12 protein-coding genes are annotated in these 16789 nt (G+C 39.9%); 8 read left to right on the top strand and 4 right to left on the bottom strand.

What is annotated here, in order from left to right; all coding sequences use genetic code 11:
• Nucleotides 1-216 precede the first annotated feature (216 nt).
• The 5 genes from GP480_RS01465 (at nucleotide 217) to ppdK (ending at nucleotide 8209) form a co-directional block, all read left to right on the top strand.
• Complete coding sequence (locus GP480_RS01465; RefSeq protein WP_237111376.1) at nucleotides 217-1221, top strand: hypothetical protein; 1005 nt, start codon at nucleotides 217-219, stop codon at nucleotides 1219-1221.
• Nucleotides 1211-3439, top strand: a complete 2229-nt coding sequence (locus tag GP480_RS01470; protein WP_160095224.1) for an ATP-binding protein — start codon at nucleotides 1211-1213, stop codon at nucleotides 3437-3439. Before GP480_RS01465 ends, GP480_RS01470 begins: the two co-directional genes overlap by 11 nt.
• A 5-nt stretch (nucleotides 3440-3444) precedes the next feature.
• Entirely contained in the window at nucleotides 3445-4755 is a 1311-nt protein-coding gene (proS, locus tag GP480_RS01475) for a proline--tRNA ligase (protein ID WP_160095226.1), read from the top strand.
• Between the two features lie 26 nt (nucleotides 4756-4781).
• Complete coding sequence (locus GP480_RS01480; RefSeq protein ID WP_160095228.1) at nucleotides 4782-5504, top strand: hypothetical protein; 723 nt, start codon at nucleotides 4782-4784, stop codon at nucleotides 5502-5504.
• A 110-nt stretch (nucleotides 5505-5614) separates the two neighbouring features.
• Nucleotides 5615-8209: a pyruvate, phosphate dikinase gene (gene ppdK, locus GP480_RS01485; protein WP_160095230.1), complete on the top strand. Its 2595-nt coding sequence runs from the start codon at nucleotides 5615-5617 to the stop codon at nucleotides 8207-8209.
• Between the two features lie 202 nt (nucleotides 8210-8411).
• Here the strand turns inward: ppdK and GP480_RS01490 are convergent, their stop codons facing one another.
• On the bottom strand, nucleotides 8412-8969 hold the full coding sequence (locus GP480_RS01490) for a pyridoxine/pyridoxamine 5'-phosphate oxidase (RefSeq protein WP_160095232.1): 558 nt from the start codon (nucleotides 8967-8969) through the stop codon (nucleotides 8412-8414).
• 444 nt (nucleotides 8970-9413) lie between these two features.
• Between GP480_RS01490 and GP480_RS01495 the strand changes: the two genes are divergently transcribed.
• Nucleotides 9414-10154 (top strand): hypothetical protein, encoded by a 741-nt coding sequence (locus tag GP480_RS01495; protein ID WP_160095234.1) that lies wholly within the window; start codon nucleotides 9414-9416, stop codon nucleotides 10152-10154.
• Between the two features lie 125 nt (nucleotides 10155-10279).
• Here GP480_RS01495 and dusB read toward each other — a convergent pair whose 3' ends face one another.
• Both dusB and surE read right to left on the bottom strand, forming a co-directional pair.
• Nucleotides 10280-11275 (bottom strand): tRNA dihydrouridine synthase DusB, encoded by a 996-nt coding sequence (dusB, locus tag GP480_RS01500; RefSeq protein ID WP_160095236.1) that lies wholly within the window; start codon nucleotides 11273-11275, stop codon nucleotides 10280-10282.
• Between the two features lie 191 nt (nucleotides 11276-11466).
• Complete coding sequence (gene surE / locus GP480_RS01505; RefSeq protein WP_160095239.1) at nucleotides 11467-12222, bottom strand: 5'/3'-nucleotidase SurE; 756 nt, start codon at nucleotides 12220-12222, stop codon at nucleotides 11467-11469.
• Between the two features lie 336 nt (nucleotides 12223-12558).
• On the opposite strand from surE, the gene sdhA reads away from it, so the two are divergent.
• Complete coding sequence (gene sdhA / locus GP480_RS01510) at nucleotides 12559-14352, top strand: succinate dehydrogenase flavoprotein subunit (protein ID WP_160095241.1); 1794 nt, start codon at nucleotides 12559-12561, stop codon at nucleotides 14350-14352.
• Between the two features lie 108 nt (nucleotides 14353-14460).
• Here sdhA and GP480_RS01515 read toward each other — a convergent pair whose 3' ends face one another.
• Nucleotides 14461-15261: a hypothetical protein gene (locus GP480_RS01515; RefSeq protein WP_160095243.1), complete on the bottom strand. Its 801-nt coding sequence runs from the start codon at nucleotides 15259-15261 to the stop codon at nucleotides 14461-14463.
• Between the two features lie 261 nt (nucleotides 15262-15522).
• Between GP480_RS01515 and GP480_RS01520 the strand changes: the two genes are divergently transcribed.
• Entirely contained in the window at nucleotides 15523-16533 is a 1011-nt protein-coding gene (locus GP480_RS01520; protein WP_160095245.1) for a quinone oxidoreductase family protein, read from the top strand.
• The last annotated feature ends 256 nt before the right edge of the window (nucleotides 16534-16789 follow it).

Below are 16789 nucleotides of genomic sequence, written 5' to 3' on the forward strand. Positions count from 1 at the left end.
AACTTACTACTTGCAAATTTTTATATAAAATCATTCTAGTTTGAGGATTTATATTATTTTCTGCTATTATCTTGCAGTTGATCATGCCAGACTACATTGCAAATACCATCTTTTTCACTGTATAGCGGCCTCTATTTAATCCTAAGTGCTATTTTTTGCGTTGTAATCTTTTCTTTATCACGTGAGGCGGTTGAGGCGTCCCGGGTACAGGTTGTAATGGAAGGGTATGCAGCAAAAATGGAGGTCCTACTCAATCAATCCACTGAGTGGGCGTATCACAAAATCACAGACCTTTGTAATAAAATAATCAACAGTGACTTAGTGGAAAGGGAAATTGAGGATTTCAATCAAAAGAATGAGAAGATATATGTGTACTGGTCCAGGAGTGATAAAACTGAAAAAGTGACCAATCAAGTAGGAAGTGATTTGTTTCCTGCTATTTCAATAGGTAGATCACTGCTCCAAAGAGATTTTGGTTCTTCTAGAGGGGAACAAGTTTTGCCGATCACAGTTATCGTTAAGAGCCCTAAAAACACTGGGCGGTTATTGTTTTACTTGTCCCTTAATGACTTGCTTGCAGCAATGGAAGATTTGGTGAAAGGAGATCCACACATGCAAATAGCCATCTTAAAGGAGAATAATGAAGTGTTACTTTCTGTTAATCTTGATCGGAAGGTTGAATTTTACGATTTAAAAAATAAAAGGCTTTCCAATTTTCTCAATCTTATAAAGGGCAAGTATTCGTATGGTTTTATTAGGGCGAACGAAATGGCTCCAATTAGAATATGTTATTTTTATAGGAGTGATGTAAACATGTTTTCGATCATAAATTTTGGCGATTTTGCTCTTCTATTCTCTGCTTGGTTGTGTTTTTCGTTTTGCTGTTGTTTTTTTGTTTGGAAGGAGATCTCAAAATTATTGAATAGCATCGCAGGCAAAGATACGGTATATCATTTCTACACACGCGAACTCTGTGAAGTGTATGCTGGTATAAATTTTCTTTTGGGGGAAGTCGAAAAGGGCAAAAATAAGGTGGCACAATGTACGGACGAAAACAATAAGTTGAAAGAGTTAAACAGCATCTATGCCTTTGAAAGGGCAAATATGAATGCAACTATAGATGAATTGGCAGCGGAAAAAGAGATTTTGCTTATAGATAAGATGGTGTCGGAAGAGAAGATAGATTATCTAAAGCGAAAAGTGAAGGAAAATGAAAAGTAGATACATAGATGGTATCAAAAAGAACAAGTTAAACTTTGTCATCAGGTATCCGAGAAGATTTTTCTTAGTTTTCATTTTGATGTTACTGCAGTTTCTCTGCGGTGCCCCGATTATTTTTGGATTCAATTCGATAGGTCTGTTAGGTATTTGCGAAATTAAGGGGCTTGTTTATGTATTCGGGATTATTGTATTTCTTCTCCTTATTTACAACTTAAAGAAGCTTCACTTAGTACTTGCAGCAGCGGAATTTCAAAATATGTTCTACTCGAATGCTGCAAAGGCACTGACCGAATTCTATTTGATTATCACCAATGATGGTGAGGTGGTATACAGAGATGAGAGAACAAAGATAAAAAATCTACAATCTCTTTTAGGAGAAAAATATGCAAAGTTCATTTCTGATATCAAGGATGGGGTACTATATCACCATTTTCCTTGCGATGGTCAGGTGATAGAAATTATCCCTATGATTCGTCCAAAAGGGTATTTCATTGCTGCGGCCAGGAGAGTTGGTGAAAGGGAAATTTATGATGTACTTTTACAAGAAGCAGGGATTTCCTTGTATAGCGTTAAAGGTGACTCATTGAAGTGCAGAGGCGCTTGCTATTTCGAAGAAGTAAGTTACAGAAAAACTTTTCTCGAGGACGAGCTTTACGCACTAACAGAGGTTTATTTAACACAACGAAACCGTAAAGGTCTCTTCCTACAAAATTACAGAAGGTATTTCAACGACACACATTATGGAGTTTTAGTGCCAAAGTTGAAAGAAATTAGAGAACTAGCGGACAATGCATCCATTGGTATTGTTTTGATGAGCAATGACTTAGAGATAATTAGTGCAAACAATGCTTTTTTTGACATATTCGAGAAGGGAGATCAGATAAAGCAGTTTCTTCGCGATAGATTGAGTGATTTTAAATGTGGAGATAGGCCATCTATATTTAACTTCTCCATGGAGAACGGTGATAGTGCACGACTTTACCTTTCAAGTTATGGTACTCTTAATGCGGGTTTTCTTGTTGATCTAAGTGAGTTAAGTGACTTGCAGAAAAAATTTCAGCATTCTCAGAAGATAGTTTCTTTGGGTGAATTGAGTGGTGGTATAGCTCACGATTTTAATAATATTCTCACCGCTATAATGGGTTTTGCAGAGATTTTACTTGAAGATGTTCGACTGGAAAGTAAGTACTACTACAATATTGCTCAGATAAGATATAGCGCAAAAAAAGGTAGAGATTTGGTGAAGAAAATTTTGGCTTTTTCTCGAAAACAAACTCTACATCCCGAGGTTCTGAGTATGGCAGAAGTTGTGAAAAGTATGAGGCAGTTTATAGAAAGGCTTGTCCCAGAAAATATCAAACTGACTTTTGTCATTAGATCGGGTCTGAAAAATGTAAGGGTCGACAGGACAGAGATAGAGCAAAGTCTTGTCAATCTCATAGTCAATGCGCGTGATGCAATAGAAGCTTGTGGGGAAATTACTGTTGAAATTGCAGAAATTTTAGTAAACAGAAAATATGCAGTTCTTCGCGGTACTCAAAATGAGGAGGTTGTTTTAAAGGGAGAGTACATAAGCCTTGTAGTTCGAGACAATGGTTGTGGAATGAATGAGGAAATACTATCTAAAATTTTTAATCCTTTCTTTTCAACAAAAAGTGTAGATAAAGGCACAGGTTTAGGTCTCTCAACTGTTTATGGGATAATGAAACAGATGAAGGGTTACATAAATGTCGAAAGTACCGAAGGTAAGGGTTCTGCTTTTACACTGTTGATCCCAGTTTCATACGAAGATGTCAGTAGTGATGCAAGAAAGGTTGATGAAGATTTAATTCCTTCAGAGAAAAGTAGAGGTGCTAGGATAATTCTGGTTGAGGATGAAAAAATTGTCAGGAATTTTTTAGTTAAAGCTTTAAGTCGTCAGGGTTTTAGTGTCGTCGAATATGAAAGTAGTAAGTCAGCTCTTGAAAAATTTGAAGAAGAAAAAGATACCGCTGCTCTACTAATTACAGATGTCGTAATGCCAGGTATTGATGGTCCGGAAATGGTTAAGGAGATGAGAAAGCAGAAAGCGGACCTAAAAGTTCTTTTCATGTCTGGGTATACGCGTGACAAGTTGCATTTAGACAGTAAAAATCGTGATGAGGTTTTTATAGCGAAGCCTTTCGGGATTAATGAGTTGATTTCTAAGGTTATAAGCTTAACTGAAGGTAGGGGTTAGAATGCATGAAAAATAAAGTAAGAGTATCCGAGTACTATTTACCCCTTATGAAAAATGTGTCGAGTGAAGTTAAGTTGCGCTCGCACAAATATTCTTTGCGTGCTGGACTTGTAAAGCAGTGTGGGGCCGGTCTGTATAGTTGGCTACCTTTGGGTCTCAAGGTACTAAGAAATATCGAAAATATAATCAGGCAAGAGCTTGATTATATGGGAATGCATGAAATGCTAATGCCCTGCATTCAATTGGCTAAGCTCTGGGAAGAGTCCGGAAGGTATGCGGATTATGGTAAGGAGTTGTTGAAGTTTAAGGATAGACATGACAACGAGCTTCTTTTTGGTCCGACGAACGAAGAAGTTATTACAGCGATAGTTAGAGATGATCTTGCTAGCTATAAGCAATTGCCTAAGATTCTTTACCACATTCAGTGGAAATTTAGGGATGAGATCAGGCCAAGATTTGGCCTGATGCGTGCACGTGAGTTTCTTATGAAGGATGCCTATAGTTTTGATATAGATCAGCACTCTGCTAGAGTCTCTTACAACAAAGTATATCAGTCTTATTTGCGCATTTTTAAGCAGCTTGGGCTCAATCCAATTCCTTGTAGAGCAAATGCTGGAGTGATAGGTGGTAGTCTGAATCACGAATTTCACATTACTACGACTGAAGGGGGAGAAGGTAAAATTTTTTATCCGGAGGAGATGAAAGAGCTTGTAGATACGTTTTGCAAAATTGATCCTTCCGATGAACATGCAACATCTGTTATAATAGAGAGATTACAGAAACTGGATTGTTTTACTGAAGAGTGTAGCAGCTCTAGTGTAGAAAATGGTACTAGGATCTCTACAGCGCAAGGGATAGAGGTTGGGCATATTTTTCTATTCGGGGAAAAATACTCCGCTCCTATGCAGGCTCGCTTCTCTGATAGAGGTGGAAACAAAAAAAATTTTTATATGGGGTCCTACGGTATTGGAATTTCGAGATTACTTGCTGCGATAATTGAAGTACACTCGGACGACAAAGGCATTATTTGGCCGGAGTCTATAGCGCCATTTAAGGTTGGCCTCATTAATTTGCATGAGGAATCTTATGGTTTTGCTAGCGAGATTTTTTCTAAATTGGATAACGTCATATATGATGATACGAGTGATAGTCAAGGTGTGAAGTTTGCCAGGATGGACTTAATTGGAGTGCCTTTCCAAATAATTGTCGGTAAAAATGCTCTTGTCGATGGGACAGTTGAGTTGAAGTTTCGTCTTGATTCAAAGAGAGAAAACCGCAATTTTAATGAGCTTGTTTCGTTTTTTAGTCATATATAGATGTGCATATTTAATGGAGCAGTCGTGTGAATACATCTGAAAATGAACAAATGCGGCTTTTGCGAGTATCTGTCCACTTGTTAAAGAGTGAGAATGCGTACTTAAGAAAAAGAGCTGCTTTGAAAGAAATTACGTTACCGTTTCTTTTTTCAGGTGTTGCTGCTGCTATTGGTTTCTTTGTAAAAGTTGGTATTCCGGTAATATCACAAGAGTGGTTCTCTTATCAAAATGAATTGGCAGCAAGGGTGGTGATGTATGTGTTCGCTCTGTGTATAGTATTTCCAATTCTTGGTTGCGTACTTAGCAACAGCGTAAGAAATATAAGAGTGCTAAAGGCTTTGGATCTATCAAGGTATGAAGAGACAGAACCACTGCAAGGAGAAGGAAATGCTGTTCAGAGATGGTGGAAGAATTTCACAAGTCCAGAGAACTTTGTTGTAAACCTGTGTTACTATTCTATTTCTCTTTTAACTGCAGGCTTTCTTTGTTTTGTTCAATATATTGCAATTAAAGGAATAAGAGAGCTTTTCTCTGATATCGAACAGCATAGAACAGAAATTGTCGTTGGTATTTCGATAGTTATTGGTATACTAACCGCAACTTTGGGTATTATGTTTTCCGTTGCGCTCCAAAACCTGCTTTATCACAGGCAGGCAAGATTTTTTCCATCTACGTGTTTTTCTGTGGATAAAGTGAAGGATATTGAAAGTCAAAGTGATTTTTCTGTTATGCAAGACTTGCGTGTGTGAAAATTTTCCATAGTCTAAATCTCACTGGATATTGCATATGTTGCCTCTTGTTTTTAATATATGGGGGTGGCCTTTCCTATTGTCTTTCTAGGTGATTCTAGGACCTCCCGATGTCAGAGAAGCTTGTATATCATTTTTCCTCTTCTAATACGGACGGGGATGCCTCAATGTTGGATGTGCTCGGCGGCAAGGGTGCGAATCTTGCGCAGATGTGCAGCATGGGGTTGCCGGTGCCGCCAGGATTTACAATTTCTTCAGGTGCTTGTCAGCTTTATCACCACGATAAGGGTCTCTTCCGCAAGATTTTAGAAAAGGAAGTGCAAAAATCCTTGCGAGTACTTGAGGCTTCTACTGGTAAGGTATTTGGATCAAAAGTAAGACCGCTCTTGGTTTCAGTGCGCTCAGGTAGCAAGTTTTCTATGCCAGGGATGCTTGATACCATTCTTAATGTAGGGCTAAACAGTGAGATTGTTGGCTCTTGTGGTAGCAGGTTTATCCTTGATAGCTACAGAAGGCTCATTCAGATGTATGGGGATGTGGTTTTAAAGGTGGAGTCCTATCATTTTGAAGAGGCGCTGTACAACTACAAGAACGCCAAGGGTATCTTAAGCGATAACGATCTCAGCACAAGCGACTTGCACGAGCTAATAGAAGTTTTTCACGAAGTTGTAAAACGGAATTCTCATGCTTCTTTACCGGAGAATGTTTATGTACAGGTCATGGCTTGCATAGAGGCTGTTTTTCAGTCCTGGGGGAATGAGCGTGCAAAGACGTACAGGAGAATTCATGGTATTCCAGAGAGTGTGGGTACTGCGGTTAATATACAAAGTATGGTCTTTGGGAATTTCAATGAGAATTCTGGTTCTGGTGTTTTGTTTACAAGGAATCCTTCCAGTGGTCACAAAGTGATGTTCGGTGAGTACATGAAATGTGTACAAGGAGAAGATATTGTTTCCGGTGTTAGAACACCTAAACCTATTACCGAACTGAAGTCTGAGAATCCAAGATTGTATGAAAAGCTTGAAACAATTTGTCAAAGTTTGGAAAAGCACTATAGGGATGTGCAAGATATCGAATTTACTATTGAGAATGGTGCGTTATATATACTTCAAACGAGGAGTGCAAAGCGTTCTATAGAAGCGGCAATAAAGGTTGTTGTCGATATGGTAAATGAAGGATTGATAACAAAGGAAGAAGCTGTTCTCAGAATCAGCCCAAAATCGCTAGAGAGCTTACTTCATCCTAGAATTGATGATGAAGTAAATCATCAAATAATAGGTAGTGGTCTACCCGCATCACCAGGTGCTGCTTCCGGAAAAATAATTTTCTCCACTGAAGAGGCAGTAAAGCGAGCTCAAGGTGGCGAGAAGGTGATTCTCGTAAAAAGTGAGACCAGTCCAGAGGATATAGCAGGTATGCATGCTGCAGTTGCAATTCTTACGACTAGGGGTGGTATGACTTCGCATGCAGCCGTTGTTGCAAGAGGAATGGGCAAGCCTTGTATTTGTGCTCTTTCCGGCGGAAGCATTGACCAATACTCTCAGATTCTACGTATTACTCCAGGTGTTACTTTGAACAAAGGAGATGAAATTACAATTGACGGGGCGAGTGGTAATGTCATCTTAGGAAATGCAAGTACTTCTGAGTTTAGTTTTTCCGATGAATTTAGTGTTTTCATGGGTTGGGTTGATGAGTTTAGGCAAATATCTGTGAGGGCAAATGCTGAAACGAAAGAAGATGTCGAAGTGGCGTTAAAGTTTGGTGCGGATGGGATAGGGCTCTGCAGAACTGAGCATATGTTTTTCTCCGAGGATAGGATTCATATAGTCCGGGATATGATTGTTGCGGAGGATCCACGGCAGAGAAGTGTAGCTCTAAAAAAGTTGCTTCCTATTCAACAGGACTGTTTTACGGCAATCTTTCGTGAAATGCATGGTAAGTGCGTCACAGTGAGACTACTTGATCCACCGTTACATGAATTTTTGCCAGCTGATGAGGCAAGCTTAGAGAGTTTTAGGAGGCATTCTGCTCTTGAAGAGTCTTTCATACAGAGAAGGATAAAGGCGCTTAAAGAAGAGAATCCGATGCTTGGACATCGTGGGTGTAGGCTAGCGATATCTCATCCTGAGATATATGAGATGCAGCTTCATGCGATTTTTGGAGCGGCACAAGAAGTTGGTGGTGTAAAACTGGAGATTATGATCCCGTTTATCATGAACGCAGATGAGCTGTGTGCCATAAAACAGCTTGTAACGTCGGTTGCGCAGGGGTATTCGGCTGATTATTTATTAGGGAACATGATTGAGTTGCCTTCCGCTGCAATTCTTGCCGACAAGATAGCCGAGAATTCAGACTTTTTTAGTTTTGGAACTAATGATCTCACTCAAACAACTTTGGGCATTTCGAGAGATGATTGCGGAATGTTTATGAATATCTATAAGGAAAAGGGTTTGTTCAAGGAAGATCCGTTTATCTCTATTCAGGTTGAAAGTGTTGGTTTCTTGATCAGGGAAGCTATCAAAAAGGGTAAAAGTGCGAACAAAACACTAAAGGTAGGTATCTGTGGTGAACATGGTGGTGACCCATATTCTGTAGAGTTTTTTGCGTCTTCTGGTGTGGACTATGTTTCTTGTTCACCTTATAGGGTTCCGGTTGCGAAAGTCGCGGCTGCACAGCATTCCATCAAGACAAAGCAAAACAATTAGACTCTTTAGTTGGGTCTTACGGAAAATAGTGACTTTTCAATTTTGTTAATTACCACGCTTAGCACATAGAGGAGTGGAACTGACCTAGATTGCACGTTTCCTGGTCAACGCAATCCTTTCTTGCCAAGTGACTCTCGCTTTGAACGCGCCTTCCTTACCTAACGTTAATTTCTCAGTGTATATCCTTCTATATCTGAAACAGCTATGGATACAGCCTAGAAATTTTCCACTTTCCATCCGATTGAAGAAGATATAGGTACCTTTTGTTCAACCTATGTTCGCCGGCAAGAAAAAACTCCATAGTGTGAGGCTTTAAACGGAACCCTACCCAGTGTTTTGGTCGTCTTATCGGGTCACTTGAGTTTTCTAACTTTTCCACCTCACTAAGAAAGAGTGTTTCACTTACTAATTCTTGAGACTGCTTGGAAATTGTAGTGACAGCTCTACTTTTTCGGGGGCGATAGGCAAAGTTTGTGTCTGCTTCCTTTTCATCGACAAGGAAGATATCTCCACGCCCGATAACCTGTCTTTCGTTCCAGTAAAACACGATCGCTGCTTTTGGATTATCGAACAGGTTTTTACCTTTGGTGCTATTCGCGTTAGTGTAGAATGTAAATCCGTCTGCGCTAACATCCTTTACTAAAACCGTCCTTGCATAAGGAATATTATTCGTACATGTTGCAAGCACGGCAGCAGTTCTATCATAGGCATCAGCATCCTTTTGCCATAGCAAAAACTGTGTGATTGGATCTGCATCCATTAAAAAGCTTACCAAGCTCACTATACATCAATTGTGATGCAGGAATCATACATTACTTTTTCACGCAAGGAAATTTCCATAAAAAGAGGAAGTTGCAAACGCAACTGAGTCACTTATATACCTTGTGTTGATGGTAAAGGAGGGTTTATGGATTAAGACTTCTTTATCCGAACCGCAAAGATATATACAAACCAATGTCAATAGCTATGCGAGATAGGCTAAATCGTTCCATTGACATTTTTTGCAGGGTGACTTGATCTGTTTCCGTGTATATGATGGGCAATTCAATTTACGTGACATAACCGTCTTGTTTGGTACAGTCTATTCTTATGTTAGTTTAAGCTTATAATCTCGATATACATAAGTATATATAATCTATCTTAGATTTAGCCTTTTTTAAGTTCCTTATCTTAGCCTTGAGCTTACAATTGGAATTATCGGTTTATGCCGCGTGTCTTTAGTGGAAGGGAGAAGGGTAAGATTATTCAGTTTCTGGGTCATCCGAATCTGTTACAACTTTTCAGTGATTACATTTTCATTAAAGATGATGTGGTTGAGAAGTTAGCAATTGAAGAGAATGATGAGAGTATAAACGCGATTTTTCTCCTCCTTTTTGCCGATGTTTTTGTAAAGCAGAAAAATGGTATTTGTGATGTTTTCTCCATGACAGTGCTGAATTATGCAGGGCCCAAGAATGAGGGATTTTTTGTGGGGAAGGAGAAATATCTTTTTAAGGGTCTCCTTAAGCTTGTTGCCGAAGAATTTTTTCTTCCTCCTATGGGTGTGGTTCTGCATAAAAAAGTTCGTAGTTTTGCTGAGTTGTTTGATGTTGTCTTGGGAGATGACCCAACAAGCGCTGGTGCATCTAATGATAAAGAAGCTCCCGTGCAAATTTGTTTCAAGGTATTGAGTCAACTATCAAGATACCAAGATGCTGTTGATACCTCTGAAGGATTCGATTATACCGGTACGCTACACAACTTGACTAAGTTGTATGAAGCTATTAGGGAGGGATCCATATCTTTACAGGAATTCTATCTCTGTTACGAGAACGGCATGCTAAGTACGTTGCACAGTTCTACATTGCTCAGTGAAACAAAAAACTTTTTGCACAGAATCCCCGGTTCTAAGTTGTTTATGTATGGTGTCAAATATTTTACTAACTGGATTAAGAGTATTTGGTAATTTTCTTTGCTCTTCATCTAGTTATGAATAGAAGTAATGACTCATGTGGTGTACTTGTATTGGTGGTCTACTGAATGCGGTTATTCTTTTTATTTGCGTCATTGACACTTTTGATGGGGTGTAAGTTACTGTTGCGGTAGTTTGGTGGTACAGCAAGCTGAACGAAAGAACTCTTCCACCCTTTTGAGAAGTTTTTTTATGCATGTTTCTTGGCATATTTTTTGCCGGAATTCGGTGGAGTTTTTATAATTTGCGCTATACCAGAGAATATGCTTCCTTGCGATTCCTATACCTGTTTCAGTGCCATAGTGAGAGAATATTGAGTGAATATGTTTCAGTATTATCGGAAGTTTTTCCTGTGGTGTAGGTTCTTGTAATTTTTCGCTTGTCTTGAGAAAGTGCAACATATTTCTTATAGACCAAGGTTTTCCGTAGGCTCCGCGGCCGATCATAATGCCGTCTGCGCCCGACTCTGCCAAAGCTCTTTCTGCATCTTCATACGTTTTTATATCACCGTTTGCTATTACCGGGATTTTAACAGTATTTTTTACTGTCCGAATGAATTGCCAATCCGACTTTCCCTTATACATTTGTGCTCGCGTTCGTCCATGTATGGTGATCATTTTTATTCCAAGGTCCTCCGCGATTTTTGCTAATTTTGGAGCATTCCTATTATTTTCATCCCAACCGGTGCGCATTTTTAGTGTCACTGGTATTTTAACCGCATTTACCGTTGCTTCGAGGATTTTTGCTGCGTGACATTCATCTTTCATTAGGTAGGAACCAGCATATCCATTGACGACTTTTTTAACAGGACATCCGAAATTAATATCAATAATTTTGGCGCCCATATCTTCATTGATTTTTGCTGCTTCCGCCATTACTTCTGGTTCGAATCCGGCTAATTGGATAGCAGTGATATCTTCTCGAGGAGACAAAGAAATTTTTTTCATTGTATCTTTTGTTTGCAGTATCATAGCTCTGCTTGCAATCATCTCAGAAACCACAAGTCCCGCGCCAAAGCTTTTCACAAGATCCCTGTAGGGCATATCAGTTACGCCAGACATGGGTGCTAGAATTACGTTATCAATGCTTACGTTATTGGTCAGATTGAGTTTCATTGATTTTCCTTAAAATGATAAGATTAGCAAATTCACCAATTAATTTTGTATACAGCCGTTCAATTTGCCCTTTTATACTAAAGATGTCATTCTGGCGCTAACGTTCGAAAATGTAATAGAGAGACCTCGAACCCTCTTCTACCCTGAGTGTTCTTTATTACATTTTTCCACACGAAAAGTACTACGCGAAGCTAAGACGAACTATCAAGGAGCTTCAGTGCCGCATAGTTTGTGAGGTCGCAACCAACTGGGGTTACTGTCACGTAACCACTTTTGAGAAATTGGCAAAACTGCGGAGAAGATGTTGTTTCGATCGTAATATACTTTTCGTTACCTTCTTCATGTGGTCTAGTTTTAATTACAGATTCCTTTTTTTTTAGGACATCGATATTCATATATTGCGGCACGTGTTTTACGCCTATAACCTTGCACTCAGGAATGTTTATGTTCAGCACGCAATTTCTTAGGATGTCAACTTTTTCAAGCATTAAAAGTATGTATTTTTTTATGTGTTGACTGTCTATGTTCCAGGTCATAGTGTTGGGAGTCGAAGAATAAAACTGGCTAAAAGCAAATGCAGCTGTTCCAAATAGCATGCCCTGCATGGCCGCGGCTATCGTTCCTGAGTATAGAGTGTCTATTCCTAAGTTTGCACCAATATTCACACCAGAGAATACAACATCCGGTATACCACTTTTCGTAAGCCTGGGTTCATAGAAAGCTGTTATAACGCAATCTGCCGGGGTTCCATCAACCGAGAATACATTTTCAGCAATTTCTTCAATTTTCAGTTTTTTACCGAGGCTTACAGCATGACTAGACGCACTCCTATTTGTTCTGGGTACGACCGTGACGGTATCCAGGAAGCCAATGCCTAGGACAAATTCCCTGAGAAGTTTCAGTCCTGGTGAATCAAATCCATCATCGTTTGTTATAAGTGCACGCATTCTAGCAGTTTTAGTCGCTCCATGTGATTCCTAAGTGTATACAATTGTGTTAGTTCAGCAAATAGCTTTCATATCTTCATAGTCAAATTTTGCTGATCTTTCAGAAGCCCCCTCGCGAGTGATACCTGAATCCTATAATCACGCTCTTTTGTTGATTACTTGTGGATCAATGAATATTGCAAGTTAACTAATCTCCTTATACCGTGCTTTGTTTCAGGTATTGATAACTTTATTCAGTTAATATGTGCAGACACTATTTGTAAATGAGGTAATGGATTTCCTCAGTTGCCTGGACTACAATTTGAGCTTGATCGTTGTGTCTTTCGCACGTGGTTTATGACTCTCCATAGTTATCCAATTGTTGAACATGAATATGATGTTGTTGTTGTAGGAGCCGGTGGTTCTGGACTGAGAGCCACCTTGGGTATGGCAGGTCAAGGTTTGCAGGTTGCGTGTCTTTCCAAGGTTTTTCCAACTAGAAGTCACACTGTAGCAGCTCAAGGAGGAATCAGTGCTGCATTAGGGAATATCAGTGAAGACGATTGGAGATGGCATGCCTATGATACTGTCAAGGGTTCCGATTGGCTTGGTGACCAGGATGCAATTGAATACATGTGTAAAAATGCTTCCAACGCAGTAATAGAATTAGAGAATTTCGGTGTGCCATTTTCGCGGACATCCGAAGGTAAAATTTATCAACGTCCATTTGGTGGTATGACGACCCATTATGGGAAGGGTCGTGCTATCCGTACATGTGCTGCTGAGGATAAAACGGGCCACGCGATACTACACGCTCTCTATCAACAGTCTATAAAGCTGAATACGGAATTTTTTGTGGAATATATAGTCCTTGATTTACTCATGGATGATGAGGGTTGTAAGGGAGTTATTGCCTGGGACCTAAAAGATGGCTCATTACACAGGTTCAGGGCGCACATCGTAGTGATAGCAACCGGTGGCTACGGTCGTATTTACTTTTCGGCCACAGGTGCACATACCTGTACTGGTGATGGTAATGCATTTGTTCTTAGGGCAGGCCTGCCGCTCCAGGATATGGAATTTGTACAATTTCATCCAACTGGTATTTATGGGGCTGGTTGTTTGATAAGTGAGGCGGTTCGTGGTGAAGGAGGCTATCTGATAAATTCAGAAGGGGAAAGGTTTATGTCTAAGTATGCTCCTTCTGCGAAAGATCTTGCATCCAGAGATGTTGTGAGTCGTGCAATCGCTATGGAAATCCGTGCTGGTAAGGGTGTGGGTCCAAAGAAAGATCATGTCTACCTTCAAGTTTCACACTTAGGTTCCGAGGTTATAGAACAGCGGCTTCCCGGTATAAGTGAAACTGCACGCATCTTTGCCAACGTGGATGTAACGAAAGAACCTATTCCGGTACTTCCAACTGTTCACTATAACATGGGCGGGATCCCAACAAATTATCGTGGAGAGGTCCTTACTATAGATGCTGAGAATGTAGAGAAAGTTGTTCCGGGCTTGATGGCCATAGGTGAAGCTGCTTGTATCTCAGTGCATGGCGCGAATAGACTTGGCTCAAATTCTTTGTTGGATCTTATTGTTTTTGGTAGAACAGCTGCTATTAGGGCTAGAGAGATCATAAAGGCTGGCACAAAGCACTCTCCTATTGATGAGGAGTTAACAGAGCGTGTTCTAGCGCGCTTTGATAGGTTTCGTTATGCAAACGGGGGGCTTTCTACGGCCGTGTTAAGAAAAAAAATGCAGTTGATTATGCAGGAGCATGCCGCTGTTTTTAGAACTCAGGAGGTCCTAGATGAAGGGTGTAGAAAAATGCAGGAGCTCCTCCATGAAATGGATGAGATCAGTGTGACTGACCGTTCACTTATCTGGAATACTGATCTAGTCGAAACACTTGAGCTCGATAATATGGTGTGTCAGGCCATTGCAACAATAGAATCGGCTGCAAATAGGAAAGAAAGTAGAGGTAGTCACGCTAGAGAAGATTATCCCGAAAGAGATGATGAGAACTGGCTCTGTCACACGTTATTTTGGTTCTTACCGGAGAGTAACGAGGCAAAGTTTGCCTACAGGCCAGTATGTCTACAGCCAATGACTGATGAGATAAAGTCATTTCCTCCTGAAAAGAGGATCTATTAGGCTGTTTTCTGCTCACATGCGGGTTTTTATGGATAGTTTTGTTGAGTTAGGCGCCTCACCTGAATGTCGTTTCGTGTGTTTGCTATTTGCTAATTTAATAGGAAGAGGCTAAAGCTCTTTTGTAGTTAAAGCAATTCTTAGTAGGTATTTTTTTTCCACGTAAAGCTCCTCAGGTGTTGAGAGGACTTTGCTCATTTGCAACCATCTGTTGTGCCAGAAAATAGCCGATTGCCCTAATTTCTCTAATAGAATTTTTTCACCAAAGAAGCTTTCTTCTTCCAGAACTCCATGATGAAATTTGATGATCCGGTTGAATGTAAAACACAGTAATTTCTTTAATGACGCTTCAGGAAATTTTTCTGCTATCTGGAATTGTTTTATTGGACCCTGAATTAGTATGCAGTTGTTTTGAAAAGAACCTTTTGTTTCTTCCTCTATAGATTTTTCTAAGAGATTTCTATACTGTGCAATTAATTTCTCTATTTCCATGTTTTCTTTCAAGGGAGGAAAATAGATGTGAAAGCAACGCGAGCGGACTGTGGCTGCAATTTGCTGTAAGTGTCCGGTTATAAGCATGAGTGTTGCTGTCTGTCTTCCTTCCTCTAGTACTTTCAATAGGGCATTTGTTGCACCGTCTGTCATTATCTCGAAATGACTGATGATGATAATCTTCTGATTAGAGAAATTGCTGGTTAGATTCAGAAATTCATTTATTCTCTGTATGTGAGCAACTTTGATAGATTTTTCTTGAATGATCATTAAATCCCCAATCGCTTTGTCAGATTGAAGGATCCACTTTGCATATTTAACTGCGATCCCAAAGATGTTGTCTAAGCTGGGGCCGGTAAGAAGCCACGCACGAGACTTTTGGTACCCAGATAGTAGAACCTTTTTTTGAGCCTTGTACATGTGGGAACGGTAGTGGACTGAGGACTCGAGTTCTATACAACTATACAATATTGTTATTAGTTCATGCCTTGTCAAGGCAATTTGTCTAATCCAGTCTGAGATTGTGTTTAATGCTTTTGTACAATTTGAGAAGTTTAGATTTGTATATGAGGAATAAGTTAGTTGCTAAAAGTAGTATTTGTTCGTGTGGTACATACTTATTTGCTAGTAGTTTATTAAAGTATGCTGATGTAGAATCTCCTCAAAAATCTAGATGATTCTATGACAAAAGCGCTTCTTATAGAGAAGACAGGTGGTCCAGAGGTTTTTAAATCGGTGGACATCAATTTTAGGGTGCCCAGAAGTGATGAAGCTCTTATTAGACACACAGCTATTGGAATAAACTACATAGATATTGAACAAAGAAGTGGCTTTTACAATCTGCATGAGAATACTAGCAGACGGAAGTTGCCGGCGATTGTGGGATGTCAGGGAGTTGGTGTGATAAAGGAGTTGGGTGAGGGTGCGGTTGTGGATGTCCAGCCTGGGGATAGAGTCTGCTACGCCACGATACCATATGGTGCTTACTCTGAAGAACGTGTAATAAAGCTGAAATATCTTCATAAAATTCCAGATTTTCTTTCTGATATTGACGTGGCGGCATGCTTATACAGTGGGATGGTATCCTTCTATCTTACGTGTAGGGCCTATCTTGTGATGAATGATTTCACAGTGATGGTTCACGCTGTAGACACAGATATGGGAGATATGTTGTGCCAATGGATTAAGGCGCGGGCTCCTGGGTGCAAGATAATTGGTACTGTGGGTTCGATGAGAAAATTAGAATTACTTAAGGATATACGCTGTGAGTTGTTACTGAACTATTGTGAGGATCCAGAAGTTCTTAGGGAGAGAGTACATCAATTTACCCGTGGGTATGGTGTAAATGCCGTCTATGACTGCATTGGGAAGGATACCTATATGCTTTCCTTGAACTCTCTTGCACGATTTGGCATATATGTGCTCTATGAACAGAGATCTGGTGAGATTCCTCCTATATCTTGGAAGGCTTTTCGTGCGCGTTCTTTATTTTTTACGCATCCTTCTTTGTTTCATTATGCACGCAATCATGTAGATTCGGTGCTTGCAGTTGCTGAGGTTTTTCATTACATGCGAATCAAAAAAGTAGTACCTAATATTGCTCTTCGGTGCAGAGGCTTGGATGAGATACCAGAGGCCCACAGGCAGATTGAAGCTGGCAACGTAAGTGGCGCGTCTGTCGTTATCTTTTAAATAGTGTGGTTTTTAGTTTAGCTCACGTGACTCACTCAATCTAGAAAAAGCTGTTTTAGGGTCTTTTCTGTGTTGTCTTGAAAAAGAGCTTCCATATCACATGTCCCACCACTATTGTTCCGGTTAGACACCAATGTCGTAGGTCTACAAGTGCCGGCCTATTTGTATGGTATTCGTAGAAGGACGTACAATTTGTGAAATCTGTTGGTCTTATTGCGTTACCACAAGTTCAAATGGGTGTGTGTCTGCTATTTCA

It is taken from the genome of Neorickettsia findlayensis (genome assembly GCF_009856525.1).
In the GTDB taxonomy this organism is placed as follows: domain Bacteria; phylum Pseudomonadota; class Alphaproteobacteria; order Rickettsiales; family Anaplasmataceae; genus Neorickettsia; species Neorickettsia findlayensis.

Excerpts from the sequence above, each read along its gene's own strand:
- GP480_RS01515 (WP_160095243.1), bottom strand. The coding sequence starts at position 15,261 with ATGTACAAGGCTCAAAAAAAGGTTCTACTATCTGGGTACCAAAAGTCT.
- GP480_RS01520 (WP_160095245.1), top strand. The coding sequence starts at position 15,523 with ATGACAAAAGCGCTTCTTATAGAGAAGACAGGTGGTCCAGAGGTTTTT.
- ppdK (WP_160095230.1), top strand. The coding sequence starts at position 5,615 with ATGTCAGAGAAGCTTGTATATCATTTTTCCTCTTCTAATACGGACGGG.
- GP480_RS01470 (WP_160095224.1), top strand. The coding sequence starts at position 1,211 with ATGAAAAGTAGATACATAGATGGTATCAAAAAGAACAAGTTAAACTTT.
- dusB (WP_160095236.1), bottom strand. The coding sequence starts at position 11,275 with ATGAAACTCAATCTGACCAATAACGTAAGCATTGATAACGTAATTCTA.
- GP480_RS01490 (WP_160095232.1), bottom strand. The coding sequence starts at position 8,969 with ATGGATGCAGATCCAATCACACAGTTTTTGCTATGGCAAAAGGATGCT.
- proS (WP_160095226.1), top strand. The coding sequence starts at position 3,445 with ATGAAAAATAAAGTAAGAGTATCCGAGTACTATTTACCCCTTATGAAA.
- GP480_RS01465 (WP_237111376.1), top strand. The coding sequence starts at position 217 with ATGGAAGGGTATGCAGCAAAAATGGAGGTCCTACTCAATCAATCCACT.
- GP480_RS01495 (WP_160095234.1), top strand. The coding sequence starts at position 9,414 with ATGCCGCGTGTCTTTAGTGGAAGGGAGAAGGGTAAGATTATTCAGTTT.
- sdhA (WP_160095241.1), top strand. The coding sequence starts at position 12,559 with ATGACTCTCCATAGTTATCCAATTGTTGAACATGAATATGATGTTGTT.
- surE (WP_160095239.1), bottom strand. The coding sequence starts at position 12,222 with ATGCGTGCACTTATAACAAACGATGATGGATTTGATTCACCAGGACTG.